The 15,369-nt window shown below is 63.7% G+C and carries 15 protein-coding genes; all 15 read left to right on the forward strand.

All coding sequences use genetic code 11. The annotated features are described in order from the left end of the window. The first annotated feature begins 11 nt into the window (after positions 1 to 11). Positions 12 to 371 carry a PilZ domain-containing protein gene (locus BLT40_RS02755; protein ID WP_036112194.1) on the forward strand — a complete coding sequence of 120 codons (360 nt, stop codon included), beginning with the start codon at positions 12 to 14 and terminating at the stop codon, positions 369 to 371. A gap of 320 nt (positions 372 to 691) precedes the next feature. Then, positions 692 to 1,048 carry an NADH-quinone oxidoreductase subunit A gene (locus tag BLT40_RS02760; protein ID WP_036112196.1) on the forward strand — a complete coding sequence of 119 codons (357 nt, stop codon included), beginning with the start codon at positions 692 to 694 and terminating at the stop codon, positions 1,046 to 1,048. Continuing rightward, on the forward strand, positions 1,039 to 1,593 hold the full coding sequence (locus BLT40_RS02765) for a NuoB/complex I 20 kDa subunit family protein (protein WP_036112197.1): 555 nt from the start codon (positions 1,039 to 1,041) through the stop codon (positions 1,591 to 1,593). Before BLT40_RS02760 ends, BLT40_RS02765 begins: the two co-directional genes overlap by 10 nt. Before the next feature lie 14 nt (positions 1,594 to 1,607). After that, the gene (locus BLT40_RS02770; protein ID WP_079520989.1) at positions 1,608 to 2,336 is read left to right on the forward strand and encodes an NADH-quinone oxidoreductase subunit C; all 729 of its coding nucleotides are present in this window, start codon (positions 1,608 to 1,610) and stop codon (positions 2,334 to 2,336) included. A 27-nt stretch (positions 2,337 to 2,363) separates the two neighbouring features. Further along, a complete protein-coding gene (locus tag BLT40_RS02775) occupies positions 2,364 to 3,593 on the forward strand; it encodes an NADH-quinone oxidoreductase subunit D (protein WP_239709167.1) in 1,230 nt (409 codons plus the stop codon). 21 nt (positions 3,594 to 3,614) lie between these two features. Next, on the forward strand, positions 3,615 to 4,142 hold the full coding sequence (nuoE, locus tag BLT40_RS02780; RefSeq protein WP_036112204.1) for an NADH-quinone oxidoreductase subunit NuoE: 528 nt from the start codon (positions 3,615 to 3,617) through the stop codon (positions 4,140 to 4,142). 10 nt (positions 4,143 to 4,152) lie between these two features. Then, entirely contained in the window at positions 4,153 to 5,496 is a 1,344-nt protein-coding gene (nuoF, locus tag BLT40_RS02785) for an NADH-quinone oxidoreductase subunit NuoF (RefSeq protein ID WP_036112206.1), read from the forward strand. Beyond that, positions 5,493 to 7,805 carry an NADH-quinone oxidoreductase subunit NuoG gene (nuoG, locus tag BLT40_RS02790; protein WP_090351212.1) on the forward strand — a complete coding sequence of 771 codons (2,313 nt, stop codon included), beginning with the start codon at positions 5,493 to 5,495 and terminating at the stop codon, positions 7,803 to 7,805. The genes nuoF and nuoG overlap by 4 nt, the downstream gene beginning before the upstream one ends. A gap of 3 nt (positions 7,806 to 7,808) precedes the next feature. Then, on the forward strand, positions 7,809 to 8,831 hold the full coding sequence (nuoH, locus tag BLT40_RS02795) for an NADH-quinone oxidoreductase subunit NuoH (protein WP_036112211.1): 1,023 nt from the start codon (positions 7,809 to 7,811) through the stop codon (positions 8,829 to 8,831). Positions 8,832 to 8,836: 5 nt separating this feature from the next. Beyond that, entirely contained in the window at positions 8,837 to 9,328 is a 492-nt protein-coding gene (gene nuoI, locus BLT40_RS02800; RefSeq protein ID WP_036112213.1) for an NADH-quinone oxidoreductase subunit NuoI, read from the forward strand. A 19-nt stretch (positions 9,329 to 9,347) separates the two neighbouring features. Beyond that, complete coding sequence (locus BLT40_RS02805) at positions 9,348 to 10,007, forward strand: NADH-quinone oxidoreductase subunit J (RefSeq protein ID WP_090351215.1); 660 nt, start codon at positions 9,348 to 9,350, stop codon at positions 10,005 to 10,007. Next, positions 10,004 to 10,309: an NADH-quinone oxidoreductase subunit NuoK gene (gene nuoK, locus BLT40_RS02810; protein WP_036112219.1), complete on the forward strand. Its 306-nt coding sequence runs from the start codon at positions 10,004 to 10,006 to the stop codon at positions 10,307 to 10,309. The genes BLT40_RS02805 and nuoK overlap by 4 nt, the downstream gene beginning before the upstream one ends. Positions 10,310 to 10,313: 4 nt before the next feature. After that, on the forward strand, positions 10,314 to 12,368 hold the full coding sequence (gene nuoL / locus BLT40_RS02815; protein ID WP_036112222.1) for an NADH-quinone oxidoreductase subunit L: 2,055 nt from the start codon (positions 10,314 to 10,316) through the stop codon (positions 12,366 to 12,368). Between the two features lie 14 nt (positions 12,369 to 12,382). Next, positions 12,383 to 13,894, forward strand: a complete 1,512-nt coding sequence (locus tag BLT40_RS02820; RefSeq protein WP_090351218.1) for an NADH-quinone oxidoreductase subunit M — start codon at positions 12,383 to 12,385, stop codon at positions 13,892 to 13,894. A 13-nt stretch (positions 13,895 to 13,907) separates the two neighbouring features. Then, positions 13,908 to 15,368, forward strand: coding sequence for an NADH-quinone oxidoreductase subunit NuoN (gene nuoN, locus BLT40_RS02825; protein ID WP_036112228.1), 1,461 nt, complete (start codon positions 13,908 to 13,910; stop codon positions 15,366 to 15,368). Position 15,369: the final 1 nt, after the last annotated feature.

Here is a 15,369-nt window from a genome sequence, read left to right on the forward strand (position 1 = left end):
AAACCGCTTGCATGAACGCCAACGTCTCCTCGCCGCGTCAGGGCATCCTTTCGCTGAAGATCAAGGATGTGAACGCGCTCTACGTCGCTTACATGCCGTTCCTCAAGACCGGCGGCCTGTTCGCGCCCACGGCGCAGCGCTACAGCCTGGGCGACGAAGTGGCCCTGTTGGTCACCCTGATCGACGAAAACGAGCGCCTTTCGGTCGCGGGCAAGGTCGTCTGGATCACCCCCGTCGGCGCGCAGGGCAATCGTACGGCCGGCGTCGGCATCCAGTTCAACGAATCGTCTGAGAGCGAAGCCGCCCGTCAGCGTATCGAGGCCCTTCTCGCCGGTAGCCTCGCCTCCGAGCGTCCGACCCAGACCATGTGAGAGGAGGGCGCATCCGGCGCCCTTCCGAGGTCTTCCCGTCGCAAAACGCTGCGATTGCATGCATGGGGTGAGGTTTTTGCCTCACGCGGTGATGTTTTTCCCGCATTAAGGCTTGTAGGTATACCTGCACGCACTGGTACAATAGTTCGGTTCCCCAACGTGAGATTGTGGATATCCGGAGTCGTTGGCGCGCCCGTCGCGTCGGCTCGGATCGATCCATTTGGATCGATCCGAAAAAAACTCCGGCGACCCTAGCCGGACCGCTCGTCCCCGCCGACGGTCACTGATGCGCCCAGTGAGGCGCGGAGGTACGCAGCATCGTGCTTGCCCAATATTGGCCCGTCCTGTTGTTCATTGCCGTGGCCGTTGGCCTAGGTATCGTCCTGATGGCGCTCGGCATGCTTGCCGGTCCCCGCCGTCCCGACGCGGAGAAGCTCTCGCCCTACGAGTGCGGCTTCGAGGCCTTTGAAGATGCGCGCATGAAGTTCGACGTGCGCTACTACCTCATCGCCATCCTCTTCATCATTTTCGATCTCGAAATCGCCTTCCTGTTCCCGTGGGCGGTGGTGTTCGACAAGATCGGCCTGATCGCCCTGGTCGAGATGGCGCTGTTCCTCGCGCTGCTTGTCGTCGGCTTTGCTTACGTCTGGAAGAAGGGAGCACTCGAATGGGAGTGATGACCACCATCGACCGGGTGATGCACAACCCGGCGCCGCTCAACCTCGTCGACGACATCCTGCGCCCCAATGGTGACGCACCGGTCGTCAACCGCGGTTTCGGCGTGACCAGCATCGATGCGCTGATGAACTGGGCCCGCACCGGTTCCATGTGGCCGATGACCTTCGGTCTGGCCTGCTGCGCCGTCGAGATGATGCACGCGGGCGCCGCGCGCCTCGATCTCGATCGCTTCGGCGTCGTCTTCCGTCCCAGCCCGCGCCAGTCCGACGTGATGATCGTCGCCGGTACGCTGGTCAACAAGATGGCCCCCGCGCTGCGCAAGGTCTACGACCAGATGCCCGAGCCGAAGTGGGTCATCTCGATGGGCTCCTGCGCCAATGGCGGCGGCTACTACCACTATTCGTATTCGGTCGTTCGTGGCTGCGATCGCATCGTGCCGGTCGACATCTACGTGCCGGGTTGCCCGCCGACGGCCGAAGCGCTGATCCACGGCATCCTGCAGTTGCAGAAGAAGATCCGTCGCACCCACACGATCGCGCGCTGAACAGGGCTTCGAACATGAGCGTTACTAACGAGACCTCGCTGGTCGAACGGCTCGCCGCGCGTTTCGGCGACATGCTGACGGTGAAGGTCGAACGCAACGAGGTCACCGCCGAGGTGTCTCCGCGCGACCTGACCGCCGTCGCCACCGCGCTGCGCGACGAAGCCGGCTTCCGCTTCACGATCGTCATCGACGTCTGCGGTATCGACTACCTCAGCTACGGCCAGACCGAGTGGGACACCGACACCGCGCACGGCGAAAGCTTCTCGCGCGGCGTCGAAGGGCAGGGCGCAGGCCGCTTCACGTGGGCGGAGCGTCCGCGCAACGTCGAGCAGCCGCGCCGCTACGCCGCGATCATCCACCTGCTGTCGATCGAGCTGAATCAGCGCATTCGCCTGCGCGCGTTCTGCGAAGACGACGCGTTCCCGGTCGTTCCGTCCATCACGCCGATCTTTCCGGGCGCGGACTGGTTCGAGCGTGAGACGTTCGATCTGTTCGGCATCATCTTCGATGGCCACCCCGATCTGCGCCGCATCCTCACCGATTACGGCTTCGTCGGCCATCCGTTCCGCAAGGACTTCCCGCTCATCGGCAACGTCGAAGTTCGCTACGACCCCGAACAGAAGCGTGTCGTCTACGAACCGGTCTCGATCGAACCGCGCGTGCTCGTTCCGCGCACGATCCGTAATGACGCCGATCTCGATCAGGCCAGGGCGGAATCCGCCGATCACTGGCGGGAGAATTAAGCCGTGGAAGAAATTCGCAATTACACGATGAACTTCGGCCCGCAGCATCCCGCTGCGCACGGCGTGCTGCGCCTGGTGCTGGAGATGGACGGCGAGACGATCGTCCGCGCCGATCCGCACATCGGCCTGCTGCACCGTGGCACCGAGAAGCTCGCCGAGTCCAAGCCGTTCAACCAGTCCATCGGTTACATGGACCGCCTCGACTACGTGTCGATGATGTGCAACGAGCACGCTTACGTGCGCGCCATCGAGAACCTGCTGGGTATCGAGGCGCCGGTTCGCGCGCAGTACATCCGCACGATGTTCGACGAGATCACCCGCATCCTCAACCACCTCATGTGGGTAGGTTCGAACGCACTCGATCTCGGCGCCATGGCCGTCTTCCTCTACGCGTTCCGTGAGCGCGAAGAGCTGATGGACGTCTACGAGGCGGTGTCGGGCGCGCGCATGCACGCCACGTATTACCGTCCGGGTGGCGTCTATCGCGACCTGCCGGAGCAGATGTCGAAGTATCGCGAGTCGCCGTGGCACAAGGGCGGCGACCTCAAGCGCCTCAATGCCTGGCGCGAAGGCTCGATGCTCGACTACCTCACCGAGTTCACCAACGACTTCCCGGCGCGCGTCGACGAATACGAGTCGCTGCTGACCAACAACCGTATCTGGAAGCAGCGTACGGTCGGCATCGGCGTGATTCCGCCCGAGAAGGCCCAGGCCTGGGGCATGACCGGCGCCATGCTGCGCGGTTCGGGCATCGCCTGGGATCTGCGCAAGAAGCAGCCGTATGCCGCGTACGCGGACATGGACTTCGACATCCCCGTCGGCGTCAACGGCGACTGCTACGACCGCTACCTGGTTCGCGTCGAGGAGATGCGCCAGTCGAACGCCATCATCAAGCAGTGCGTGGCGTGGCTGAAGGCCAACCCGGGCCCGGTGATGGTGCAGAACTACAAGGTCGCTCCGCCCAGTCGTGAAGAGATGAAAAACGACATGGAAGCGCTGATTCACCACTTCAAGCTCTTCACCGAGGGCTATGGTGTGCCGGCCGGTGAAACCTATGCCGCCGTCGAAGCGCCGAAGGGCGAATTCGGCTGCTACCTCGTGTCCGACGGTGCCAACAAGCCCTTCCGCGTGCATCTGCGCGCGCCCGGCTTTGCGCATCTGTCCTCCATGGACGCGATCGTGAGGGGCCATATGCTCGCCGACGTCGTCGCGATGATCGGCACCTACGATCTCGTTTTCGGCGAAGTCGACCGCTAAGTCGACGGAGTGAACTGAATCATGAAAGCCACCGGTCAATTCGAGCAGGTCAAGGACGTCGATCCCCTCGCCGTGCTCAACGATCACACCCGTCAGCACATCGATCACTGGGTGTCCAAGTTCCCGCCGGATCGCAAGCGTTCCGCGCTGATCCAGTCGCTGATGGCGGCGCAGGAGCAGAACGTCGGTTACCTCACCGACGAGCTGATCACCGCCGTCGCCAAGTACCTCGACCTGCCGCCGATCTGGGCGTACGAAGTCGCGAGCTTCTACTCGATGTTCGAGACGACGCCCGTCGGTCGTAACAACGTCGCCATCTGCACCAACATCTCGTGCTGGTTGAACGGTGCCGAAGGCATCGTGCGCCAGTGCGAGAAGAAGCTGGGCATCAAGACGGGCGAGAGCACCGCCGACGGCCGCATCTACCTCAAGCAGGAAGAGGAATGTCTGGCCGCGTGTGCCGGCGCGCCGATGATGGTGGTCAACGGTCATTACCACGAGAAGCTGACGGCCGAATCGGTCGACGCCATTCTCGACGGTCTGAAGTGAGGTAAGGGCAATGGCTAGCACCACTGGTCCGGTCGGACCCGCACCGCAGGAACACCAGGTCGTCTATACGACGTTGCATTTCGAGAAGCCGTGGGCGCTCGAAAGCTACGAGAAGATGGATGGCTGGAAGGCCTGGCGCAAGATCCTGGCCGAGAAGCCGGATCCCGCCGCGCTGATCGAAGAACTGAAGAAGAGCGCGCTGCGCGGTCGCGGTGGCGCGGGCTTCCCGACCGGCCTGAAGTGGTCGTTCATGCCGCGCACGGCACCCGGCCAGAAGTACATCCTGTGCAACTCGGACGAGTCGGAGCCGGGCACCTGCAAGGACCGCGACATCCTGCGCTTCAACCCGCATGCGGTGCTCGAAGGCCTGGCCATCGCCTGCTACTGCACGGGCTCGACCGTCGCCTACAACTACCTGCGCGGTGAGTTCCATCACGAGCCGTTCGAGCACATCGAAGAAGCCCTGAAGGAAGCCTACGCGGCTGGCCTGCTGGGTAAGGACATCGCCGGCTCCGGCATCGATGTCGACATCTTCAACGCGCTCGGCGCCGGCGCATACATCTGCGGCGAAGAAACCGCGCTGATGGAATCGCTCGAAGGCAAGAAGGGCCAGCCGCGCTTCAAGCCGCCGTTCCCGGCCGGCTTCGGCCTGTACGGTCGTCCGACCACGATCAACAACACCGAGACCTACGCCTCGGTGCCGGCCATCCTGCGCAACGGCGCGGAGTGGTTCCTCAACATCGGCAAGCCGAACAACGGCGGCCCGAAGATCTTCTCGGTGTCCGGCCACGTGGCCAACCCGGGCAACTTCGAGATCAAGCTGGGCACGTCGTTCGCCGACCTGCTGCAGCTGGCCGGTGGCGTGCGCAACGGCAACAAGCTCAAGGCGGTGATCCCGGGCGGCTCCTCGATGAAGGTGCTGCCGGCCGAGAAGATCATGGAATGCACCATGGACTATGACTCGCTGCAGAAGGCGGGTTCGGGTCTGGGTTCCGGTGCCGTGATCGTCATGGACGAGACCACCTGCATGGTCCGCGCCTGCCATCGCATTTCGCGTTTCTACATGGCGGAGTCGTGCGGTCAGTGCACCCCGTGCCGCGAAGGCACCGGCTGGATGCACCGCGTGCTGTCGCGCATCGTCGAAGGCAAGGGTACGGAAGACGACCTGCATCGCCTGAAGGCGATCGCCGGTCAGATCGAAGGTCACACCATCTGCGCCTTCGGTGAAGCCGCGGCGTGGCCGGTGCAGGGCTTCCTGTTCCACTTCTGGCACGAATTCGAATACTACGTGAAGCATGGCCGCTCGATCGTCGACGGTCCGGCTGACACGGTCACCACTGGAGTCGCTGCATGAGTGCGCAGCCCGTAGCCAATGCCGCGCCGGACCTCGTCAACGTCGAGATCGACGGCGTTCCGGTGCAGGTAGCCAAGGGGTCGATGATCATCCAGGCGGCCGACGCCGTCGGTATCGCCATCCCGCGCTTCTGCTACCACCGCAAGCTCCCGATCGCCGCCAACTGCCGCATGTGCCTGGTGGAAATCGAGAAGATGCCGAAACCCGCGCCTGCCTGCGCCACGCCGGTGGGTGAGGGCATGAAGGTCTTCACGCGCTCGGACAAGGCGCTGAAGTCGCAGCGCAACGTGATGGAATTCCTGCTGATCAACCATCCGCTCGACTGCCCGATCTGCGATCAGGGCGGCGAGTGCGAGTTGCAGGACGTCTCGCTGGGCTATGGCCGCTCGGTGTCGCGTTACAACGAGCGTAAGCGCACCGTCGCCGACGAAAACATCGGCCCGCTGATCGCGACCGAGATGACCCGCTGCATCCAGTGCACGCGCTGCGTCCGCTTCACCAGCGAGATCGCCGGCACGTACGAACTGGGTGGCATGAGCCGTGGTGAAAACCTCGAGATCGGCACCTACATCGGTAAGACCATCGAGAGCGAACTGTCGGGCAACATCATCGACGTCTGCCCGGTCGGCGCGCTGACCAACAAGCCGTTCCAGTTCCAGGCCCGCGCGTGGGAGCTGATCGCGCGTCCGTCCATCGCCTACCACGATGCGCTCGGCTCCAACCTGTGGATGCATACGCGCCGCGGCGAAGTGCTGCGCAACGTGCCGCGCGACAACGAGACGATCAACGAGTGCTGGCTCTCGGACCGTGACCGTTACAGCCATCAGGGCCTGTACGCGGCGGACCGCGTCAAGACTCCCATGGTCAAGCGCAACGGCCAGTGGTCGGCGACGACCTGGGACGACGCGCTGGCTGTCGCCGCCGAAGCACTCAGGAGCATCTCCGGCGCCGAGCTCGGCGTGCTGGTCAACGGCGCCACGTCGAACGAGGAGGGCGAGCTGATCGTCCGTCTCGCACGCGGCCTGGGCAGTGCCCACGTCGATCACCGCCTGCGTCAGCTCGACTTCGCGGATAACGCGTTCGCGAAGCCGTTCGCCTCGCCGATCGCTTCGATCGACAAGGTCAAGGCCGCGCTGCTGGTCGGTTCGGACCTGCGCCACGAAGTGCCGCTCCTCAACCATCGCCTGCGTCAGGCGGTTAAGAAGGGCGCCAGGGTGTACGCGGTCAATCCGGCCCACTTCAACTTCAACTACCCGCTGGCCGGTGAATCGGTCGCCGCGCCGCACGCGCTGGTGAACGAACTGCTGATCCTGGCCAAGGCGGCCGGCGAGAACGGCGCTTCGGTGCCGGAGTCGCTGGCGTCCGCGCTGAACGGCGTGGAGACGACCGACGCGCACCGCGACGCCTTCAAGGCGCTCGGCGAGAACGCGGTGGTCATCTTCGGCCACGCCGCGGTCACCCATCCGGAAGCCTCGTGGCTGCGTGCCATCGCTCGCTTCATCGCGCAGGCGGCCGGTGCGGCCTTCAACGAAATCCCGGTCGGCGCCAACGCGCTGGGCCTGTCGTCGGTCGGCGTCCTGCCGACCGCTGGCGGACTGGACGCGCGCGGCATGCTCGCCCAGGCCCGTAAGGGTTACATCCTGTACAACGTCGAGCCGCCGCACGATTTCGCCGATGGCGCACTCGCGCAGCGGGCGATGCATTCGGCGCAGACGGTCGTGGCCTTCGCGGCTTACGCCAGCGACGCCCTGAAGGACTCGGCGGACGTGATCCTGCCGATCGGTCTGACGCCGGAAATCGACGCGACCCTGGTCAACGTCGAAGGTACGGCGCAGACCGTCGTCGCCGGTGCGAAGGCACCGGGCGACGCCCGTCCGGGCTGGAAGGTGCTGCGCGCGCTGGGCGGGATGCTCAACGTGGCGGGCTTCGAGTTCGACGACCTCGCCGGTCTGCGTGAAGGGTTCACCGAACGCGCTTCGGACGTCCGCCAGGTGCTGGGTTCGCGCAGCAACGGCGTCTCGCTCTCGCGTCTGGCCACCACGCCGATCTATCGCGGCGACGCGGTGCTTCGCCGTGCCGGTGCGCTCAATGCGCATCCGCTGAACCGTCCCGCCGCCATCCGCATCGGTGCGGAAGAGGCCGGCAAGCTCGGTCTCTCCGATGGCGCCAACGCGCGCATCGGCGACGTCGTCCTGCCGGTGGCTTTCGACGCGGCGGTGCCTGCCGGCGCCGTCTGGATCGAAGCCGCGCATTCCGAAACCGCCATGCTGCCCCCATACGGCGCGGCCATTACCGTGAGCAAGGCGTAAACCATGGCCGATCAACTCTTCGACCACCTGTTGCTGCCGATCCTCTTCATCCTGGCGATCGTGCTGCCGCTGGTCATCGGCGTCGCACTGTACGTCTGGTGGGAGCGCAAGGTGCTGGGCTGGATGCACGTCCGCATGGGGCCGAACAAGGTCGGTCCCGCCGGTCTGCTTCAGGCCTTCGCCGACGTCGTCAAGCTGCTGCTGAAGGAAGTCATCCTTCCGACCAACGCCAACCGTGTGCTCTATTACCTCGCGCCGCTGCTGGCGCTGGTACCGGCGCTCGCCGCGTGGGCGGTGGTGCCGTTCGGTCCGGAAGTCGTGCTCGCCAACGTCAACGCCGGCGTGCTCTACCTGCTGGCCATGACCTCGATGGGCGTGTACGGCATCATCCTCGCCGGCTGGTCGTCCAACTCGCGTTACGCGATGCTCGGCGCCATGCGCGCGGCGGCTCAGGTCATCTCGTACGAGCTGGCCATGGGCATGTCGATCGTCTGCGTGCTGGTGCTCACCGGTAGCCTGAACCTCTCGGCTATCGTCAACGCGCAGGCGGGCAACTTCTTCACCTGGTACTGGCTGCCGCTGCTGCCGGTGTTCGTCGTCTACTTCGTCTCAGGCGTGGCGGAAACCAACCGCGCACCGTTCGACGTGGCGGAAGGCGAATCGGAAATCGTCGCGGGCTTCCACGTCGAATACTCCGGCTCGCCGTTCGCGCTGTTCTTCCTCGCGGAATACGCCAACATGATCCTGGTCAGCTTCCTGACCTCGATCTTCTTCATGGGTGGCTGGCTGTCGCCGTTCCCGGAATCGTGGGGCCTCCTGGGCCACGGCGGTTTCCACTGGCTGTTCATCAAGGCCTTCATCTTCGCCTTCCTGTTCCTGTGGTTCCGCGCGAGCTTCCCGCGCTACCGCTATGACCAGATCATGCGCCTCGGCTGGAAGGTCTTCATCCCCATCACCATCGTCTGGGTCCTCGTCGCCGGCTGCTTGAAGTATTTCGGCTGGGTCCACCTCGGCACGGGAGCCTGATCGCCATGACCCGCGTTATCCATTACCTGAAGAGCCTCCTGCTCCTCGAGCTGTTCGCCGGCATGGGCCTGACCATGCGCTACATGTTCAGCCCGAAGTACACGATGCGCTACCCGTTCGAGCACATCCCCAAGTCGAACCGCTTCCGTGGACTGCACGCCCTGCGCCGTTACGCCAACGGTGAAGAGCGCTGCATCGCGTGCAAGCTGTGCGAGGCGGTGTGCCCGGCCCTGGCCATCACGATCGACTCGGCTCCGCGGCCGGAAGACGGCCAGCGCCGCACCACGCGTTACGACATCGACCTGTTCAAGTGCATCTTCTGCGGTTTCTGCGAAGAAAGCTGCCCGGTCGACTCCATCGTCGAAACGCACGTGCACGAGTACCACTTCGAACATCGCGGCGAGAACGTGGTGACCAAGGGCCAGCTGCTGGCCATCGGTGACCGCTTCGAGCAGGACATCGCTGCCGCCCGCGCGCAAGACGCGGCTTACCGCTGAGGCGCCCGGAGAACAAGCGATGAATACCGATCTGCTCCAACTCATCTGTTTCTACCTCTTCGCCGGCATATCCGTGATTGCCGCGCTGATGGTCATCACCGTGAAGAACTCGGTCCATGCCGTGCTCTCGCTGGTGCTGACCTTCTTCAGCATGGCCTGCGTCTGGCTGCTGGCCGAAGCGGAGTTCCTCGCCATCGCCCTCGTCGTCGTCTACGTCGGCGCGGTGATGGTGCTGTTCCTCTTCGTCGTCATGATGCTCGACATCAAGCAGGAGGTCGTCCGCGAGGGCTTCATCCGCTACCTGCCGGTCGGCATCATCGTCGCCCTGGTCATGCTGGTCGAAATGCTGGCGATGATCGGCGTCAAGGCCATGCACGCCCATACGCTCGGTCCCAACCCGGCGGGTGAGTCCAACGTCGCCTGGCTGGGCAAGGCCCTGTACACCGACTTCCTGCTTCCGTTCGAGATCGCCGCACTGATCCTGACCGTGGGCGTGGTGGCCGCCGTGGCCCTGACCCTCCGCCAGCGTCTGGGCGTGAAGCATCAGACCGCCTCGCAGCAGGTGGTGGTCCAGGCCACCGACCGCGTCCGCGTGGTCAAGGTCGCCAGCGAAACCATGGCTTCCGTCAGCCCGGCTTCGGCCCCGGTTGTCGATCCGACGCAGGAGAACGCCAAGTGATCACGCTTTCCCATTACATCGTCCTCGGCGCGATCCTCTTCTGCATCGCGGTCGCCGGACTGTTCATCAACCGCAAGAACGTGATCGTGCTGCTCATGGCGATCGAGCTCATGCTCCTGGCGGTGAACACCAACTTCGTCGCCTTCTCGCGCTTTTTCGGCGATGTCGGCGGCCAGGTCTTCGTGTTCTTCATCCTCACCGTGGCCGCGGCGGAATCCGCCATCGGCCTGGCGATCCTGGTCCTGCTGTTCCGTAACCGCAGCACGATCAATGTCGCCGAAATCGACAGCATGAAGGGTTGATCCGATGAGTCTCTCGCTTTCAATCCTGCTGACGATCGCACTGGCGCCGCTGGTGGGCTCGATCCTGGCCGGCCTGTTCGGTCGGGTGATCGGCCGGGCAGGGGCGCACACCGCGACCATCCTCGGTGTCGGCATCTCCTGCGCCCTTTCGTTCTACGTGCTTTACCAGCTGGTCTTCGCCGGTGCGCAGAACTTCAACCAGGACATCTACACCTGGTTCGAGATCGGCAAGTACCACGCGTCGGTCGGCTTCATGGTCGACCGTCTCACCGCCATGATGATGGTGGTGGTGACCTTCGTGTCGCTGCTGGTGCATCTGTACACCATCGGCTACATGGAAGAAGACCCGGGCTATACGCGCTTCTTCAGCTACATCTCCCTGTTCACCTTCTCGATGCTGATGCTCGTCATGAGCAACAACTTCATGCAGCTGTTCTTCGGCTGGGAAGCGGTGGGCCTGGTGTCGTACCTGCTGATCGGCTTCTGGTACAAGCGTCCGACCGCGATCTTCGCGAACCTCAAGGCATTCCTGGTCAACCGCGTCGGTGACTTCGGTTTCCTGCTCGGTATCTCGGCCATCCTGTACTTCATGGGGACGCTGGACTACCAGACCGCCTTCGACCACGCTCCCGAGCTGGTCGGCAAGACCCTGCAGATCACGCAGAACCATGCGTGGGACGCCGCGACCGTGATCGGCATCCTGCTGTTCATCGGTGCGATGGGCAAGTCGGCCCAGGTGCCGCTGCACGTGTGGCTGCCGGACTCGATGGAAGGCCCGACCCCCATCTCCGCGCTGATCCATGCGGCGACGATGGTGACCGCCGGTATCTTCATGGTCGCGCGCATGTCGCCGATCTTCGAACTGACCGAGGGTGCGCTGTCCTTCATCCTGGTGATCGGTTCGACCACGGCCTTCTTCACCGGCCTGATCGGTATCGTGCAGAACGACATCAAGCGCGTTATCGCGTACTCGACGCTCTCGCAGCTCGGTTACATGACCGTCGCACTCGGCGTGTCCGCCTATAGCGGCGCCGTGTTCCACCTGATGACCCACGCCTTCTTCAAGGCGCTGCTGTTCCTCGGCGCGGGTTCGGTGATCATGGGCATGCACCATGAGCAGGACATGCGCTACATGGGCGGCCTGCGCAAGTACATGCCGGTGACGTGGATCACGATGTGGATCGGCTCGCTGGCCCTGGCCGGTACGCCGTTCTTCTCGGGCTTCTATTCGAAGGACGCGATCATCGAGGCCGTCGGCGAGTCGCATCGCTGGGGCGCGACGTACGCTTACTTCTGCGTGATGGGCGGCGTCTTCGTGACCTCGCTGTACAGCTTCCGCCTGCTGTACATGACCTTCCATGGCAAGGAGCGCTTCACCGTCGAGCACAAGGCGCATGGCCACGGTCATGACGCCCATGCCGACCACCACGACGACGCGCACGACGATCACGGCCATCACACGCCGGGCGTTCTCGAGCATGCACCGCACGAGTCGCCGTGGGTGGTCACCGTACCGCTGGTGCTCCTGGCCATTCCGTCCATCCTGATCGGTGCTTTCACCGTCGGTCCGATGCTGTTCGGCGACTGGTTCGGCAAGGCGATCCACGTCAACGAAGCCAACAACGTGCTCGGCGAACTCGGTCACGAGTTCCACGGTGCGCTGGCGGCCGGCCTGCATGGGTTCCTGCAGCCGCCGTTCTGGATCGCGTTCGCGGGCTTCGTCGTCGCCACCTACGTCTACCTGTTCAACCCGTCCGTTGCCGACAAGGCGAAGAACGCGTTGAAGCCGGTGTTCAACCTGCTCGACCACAAGTACTGGATCGATGAACTCTACTTCGCGGTGTTCGCGAAGGGCGGCGTCAAGCTGGGCGAAGGTCTTTCGAAGGTGGGCGATACCGCCATCATCGACGGCGCCATCGTCAACGGCTCGGCCGGCCTCGTACAGCGCATCGCGAGCGGCACCCGTCGCCTGCAATCCGGATTCCTCTTCCACTACGCGTTCGCCATGATCCTCGGTCTTATCCTGCTCCTCGGCGGGTACTGGCTGATCGGGCAATAAGGGAAACGAGCTATATGTCGAATCACTTGCTCAGCCTGCTGATCTGGCTCCCGGTCGTCGGCGCCATTCCGGTGCTGTTGGCCGGCGCCGGTCGTCCGGGTCTCGCCCGCTGGATCTCGCTGCTGGTCGCGGTTGCCACCTTCGCCGCCAGCCTTGCCCTCCTGCCTGCCTACGATGCCTCCACCGGTACGCTTCAGCTCAACGAATCGTTCAGCTGGATTCCGTCACTGGGCATCAACTACTCGCTGGCCATCGACGGCATTTCCGTCGCGCTCATCGTACTGACCACCTTCACCCAGATCCTCGTGATCGTCGGTGCCTGGGAAGTCATCCAGAACAAGCCGCACCAGTACATGGCGGCCATGCTGATCCTCGAAGGTATGATGATCGGCGTGTTCTGCGCGACGGACGCGTTGCTGTTCTACGTGTTCTTCGAAGCCATGCTGATCCCGATGTTCATCCTCATCGGTATCTGGGGTGGTCCGCGCCGTGTGTATGCCACGCTGAAGTTCTTCATCTACACGTTCTTCGGCTCGATCTTCATGCTGATCGGCCTGATCTACCTGTATCACAAGACGGGCGGTAGCTTCGCCATGGCCGACATGGCCAACGTGCACCTGACGATGACCGAGCAGAGCTGGCTGTTCTTCGCCTTCCTGCTGGGCTTCGCCATCAAGGTGCCGATGGTGCCGGTACACACCTGGCTGCCCGATGCCCACGTCGAAGCACCCACCGGCGGTTCGGTGGTGCTGGCGGCGGTCATGCTGAAGATCGGTGGCTACGGCTTCCTCCGCTTCAGCCTGCCGATGGTGCCGGACGCGTCGCATCACTTCGCCTGGCTGGTCATCGTCCTCAGCCTGATCGCGGTCTGCTACATCGGCTACATCGCGCTCGTGCAGCAGGACATGAAGAAGCTGGTGGCGTACTCGTCGATCGCCCACATGGGTTTCGTCACTCTGGGTATCTTCATCGCCTTCCTGCTGGTGCGTGAGTCGAACAATGTTGAGGCCGCGCGCCTGGGCATGCAGGGCGCCATGGTCCAGATGATTTCGCACGGCTTCATCTCCGGCGCGATGTTCAGCTGCATCGGCGTGCTGTACGACCGCATGCATACCCGTCAGATCAAGGACTACGGCGGCGTCATCAACGTGATGCCGATCTTCGCCCCGTTCTACGTGCTGTTCGCCATGGCCAACAGCGGCCTGCCGGGCACCAGCGGTTTCGTCGGCGAGTTCATGGTCATCCTGGCCTCGTTCAGTGCCAACCCGTGGATCGCGCTGTTCGCCGCGTTCACGCTGATCATCGGCGCGGCCTACACGCTGTGGATGGTCAAGCGTGTCCTCTGGGGCGACGTCAAGAACAAGCACGTCGCGGAACTGACGGACGTCAACGGTCGCGAGATCTTCATGCTGAGCGCGTTCGCCGCCGGTGTGCTGGTCTTCGGTATCTGGCCGGAGCCGCTGGTCCACCTGATGGATGCCTCGGTTGCTCGGATCGTCGAGCAGCTGGCCATCACCAAAGTCTGAGCGGGAACTATCCATGCCTGGTATCAACGACATCCTGATCCTGCTCCCCGAGGTTTACCTCGTGCTGGCGGCCTGCGTCCTGCTTCTCATGGACGCGTGGCTCTCGCCGGCACAGAAGGGCGCAGTCCACTGGCTTTCCATCCTGGTCCTGGTGATCGGCGCGTACCTCGTCGTCAGCGGTCAGCCGGACACCAGCATCACCGCCTTCAGCGGCATGTTCATCCGCGACGGCGTTGCCGAAGTGCTGAAGGTGTTTTCGCTGCTGATCACCGCGGTGATCTTCGTCTATGCGCGTCCCTACCTTAAGGCGCGGGCGATTCCGTTCGGCGAGTTCTACACGCTGACCATCTTCGCCACGGTGGGCATCATGTTCCTGGTGTCCGCCGGTAGCCTGGTGACGGTGTACCTCGGTCTCGAACTGCTGACGCTCTCGTCGTATGCGCTGGTCGCGCTGAACCGCGATTCGCAGCTGTCGTCGGAAGCGGCGATCAAGTACTTCGTGCTGGGTGCGCTGGCCTCGGGCATGCTGCTGTACGGCATGTCGATGGTCTACGGTGCGACCCACAGCCTCGACCTGCACACGATCCACGCCGCCATCGTCAACACCGAATGGAAGACCCTGTTGCTGTTCGGCCTGGTCTTCATGATCGTCGGCATCGGCTTCAAGCTGGGCGCGGCTCCGTTCCACATGTGGATCCCGGACGTGTACCAGGGTTCGCCGACCGCCGTGACCATCTTCATCGGTTCGGCGCAGAAGCTGGCGGCGTTCGGTATGGCCTATCGTCTGCTGTCCACCGGCATGGGCGATATCGCCGGTGGCGCGACCGGCCTGGCGCCGCAGTGGCAGATGATGCTGGCGACGCTGGCGGTGCTCTCGCTGGCGATCGGTAATCTCGTCGCCATCGTGCAGACCAACCTCAAGCGGCTGCTGGCCTATTCGACCATCTCGCACATGGGCTATCTGCTGCTGGGTCTGGTCAACGCCGGTCCGGAAGGCTACTCGGCCTCGATGTTCTATGCGGTCAGCTACGCGCTCACCAGCGCCGCCGCCTTCGGCATGATCATCGTGCTGTCGCGTTCGGGCTTCGAGTGCGAAGAGATCGACGACCTCAAGGGGCTCAATCAGCGTTCGCCGTGGTATGCGTTCCTCATGCTGCTGGTGATGTTCTCGCTGGCGGGCGTGCCGCCGCTGTTCGGTTTCTTCGGCAAGCTGCTGGTGCTGAAGGCCGCCGTCGACGCGGGCTTCCTGTGGCTGGCCCTGGTCGGCGCCGTGTTCGCCATCATCGGTCTGTACTACTACCTGCGCGTGGTCAAGATCATGTACTTCGATGCGCCGGTGGAAGGCACCGACGTGCGTGCCGTCGCCGACGCGCCGTCGCGCTGGGTACTCTCGATCAACGCGCTCGCGCTGCTCGTGCTGGGCTTCACCTGGTCGCCGCTGCTGGCCTGGTGCCAGAAGGCGTTCGCCAGCTGAG

It is taken from the genome of Dyella sp. 333MFSha (genome assembly GCF_900102405.1).
Classification (GTDB): domain Bacteria; phylum Pseudomonadota; class Gammaproteobacteria; order Xanthomonadales; family Rhodanobacteraceae; genus Luteibacter; species Luteibacter mycovicinus.

Bases quoted from the DNA above. Each gene is read 5' to 3' on its own strand.
- BLT40_RS02775 (WP_239709167.1), top strand. From the start codon at position 2,364: ATGAACTTCGGCCCGCAGCATCCCGCTGCGCACGGCGTGCTGCGCCTG.
- nuoL (WP_036112222.1), top strand. From the start codon at position 10,314: ATGAGTCTCTCGCTTTCAATCCTGCTGACGATCGCACTGGCGCCGCTG.
- nuoG (WP_090351212.1), top strand. From the start codon at position 5,493: ATGAGTGCGCAGCCCGTAGCCAATGCCGCGCCGGACCTCGTCAACGTC.
- nuoN (WP_036112228.1), top strand. From the start codon at position 13,908: ATGCCTGGTATCAACGACATCCTGATCCTGCTCCCCGAGGTTTACCTC.
- nuoE (WP_036112204.1), top strand. From the start codon at position 3,615: ATGAAAGCCACCGGTCAATTCGAGCAGGTCAAGGACGTCGATCCCCTC.
- nuoI (WP_036112213.1), top strand. From the start codon at position 8,837: ATGACCCGCGTTATCCATTACCTGAAGAGCCTCCTGCTCCTCGAGCTG.
- BLT40_RS02755 (WP_036112194.1), top strand. From the start codon at position 12: ATGAACGCCAACGTCTCCTCGCCGCGTCAGGGCATCCTTTCGCTGAAG.
- BLT40_RS02765 (WP_036112197.1), top strand. From the start codon at position 1,039: ATGGGAGTGATGACCACCATCGACCGGGTGATGCACAACCCGGCGCCG.
- BLT40_RS02820 (WP_090351218.1), top strand. From the start codon at position 12,383: ATGTCGAATCACTTGCTCAGCCTGCTGATCTGGCTCCCGGTCGTCGGC.
- BLT40_RS02770 (WP_079520989.1), top strand. From the start codon at position 1,608: ATGAGCGTTACTAACGAGACCTCGCTGGTCGAACGGCTCGCCGCGCGT.
- nuoH (WP_036112211.1), top strand. From the start codon at position 7,809: ATGGCCGATCAACTCTTCGACCACCTGTTGCTGCCGATCCTCTTCATC.
- nuoF (WP_036112206.1), top strand. From the start codon at position 4,153: ATGGCTAGCACCACTGGTCCGGTCGGACCCGCACCGCAGGAACACCAG.
- BLT40_RS02805 (WP_090351215.1), top strand. From the start codon at position 9,348: ATGAATACCGATCTGCTCCAACTCATCTGTTTCTACCTCTTCGCCGGC.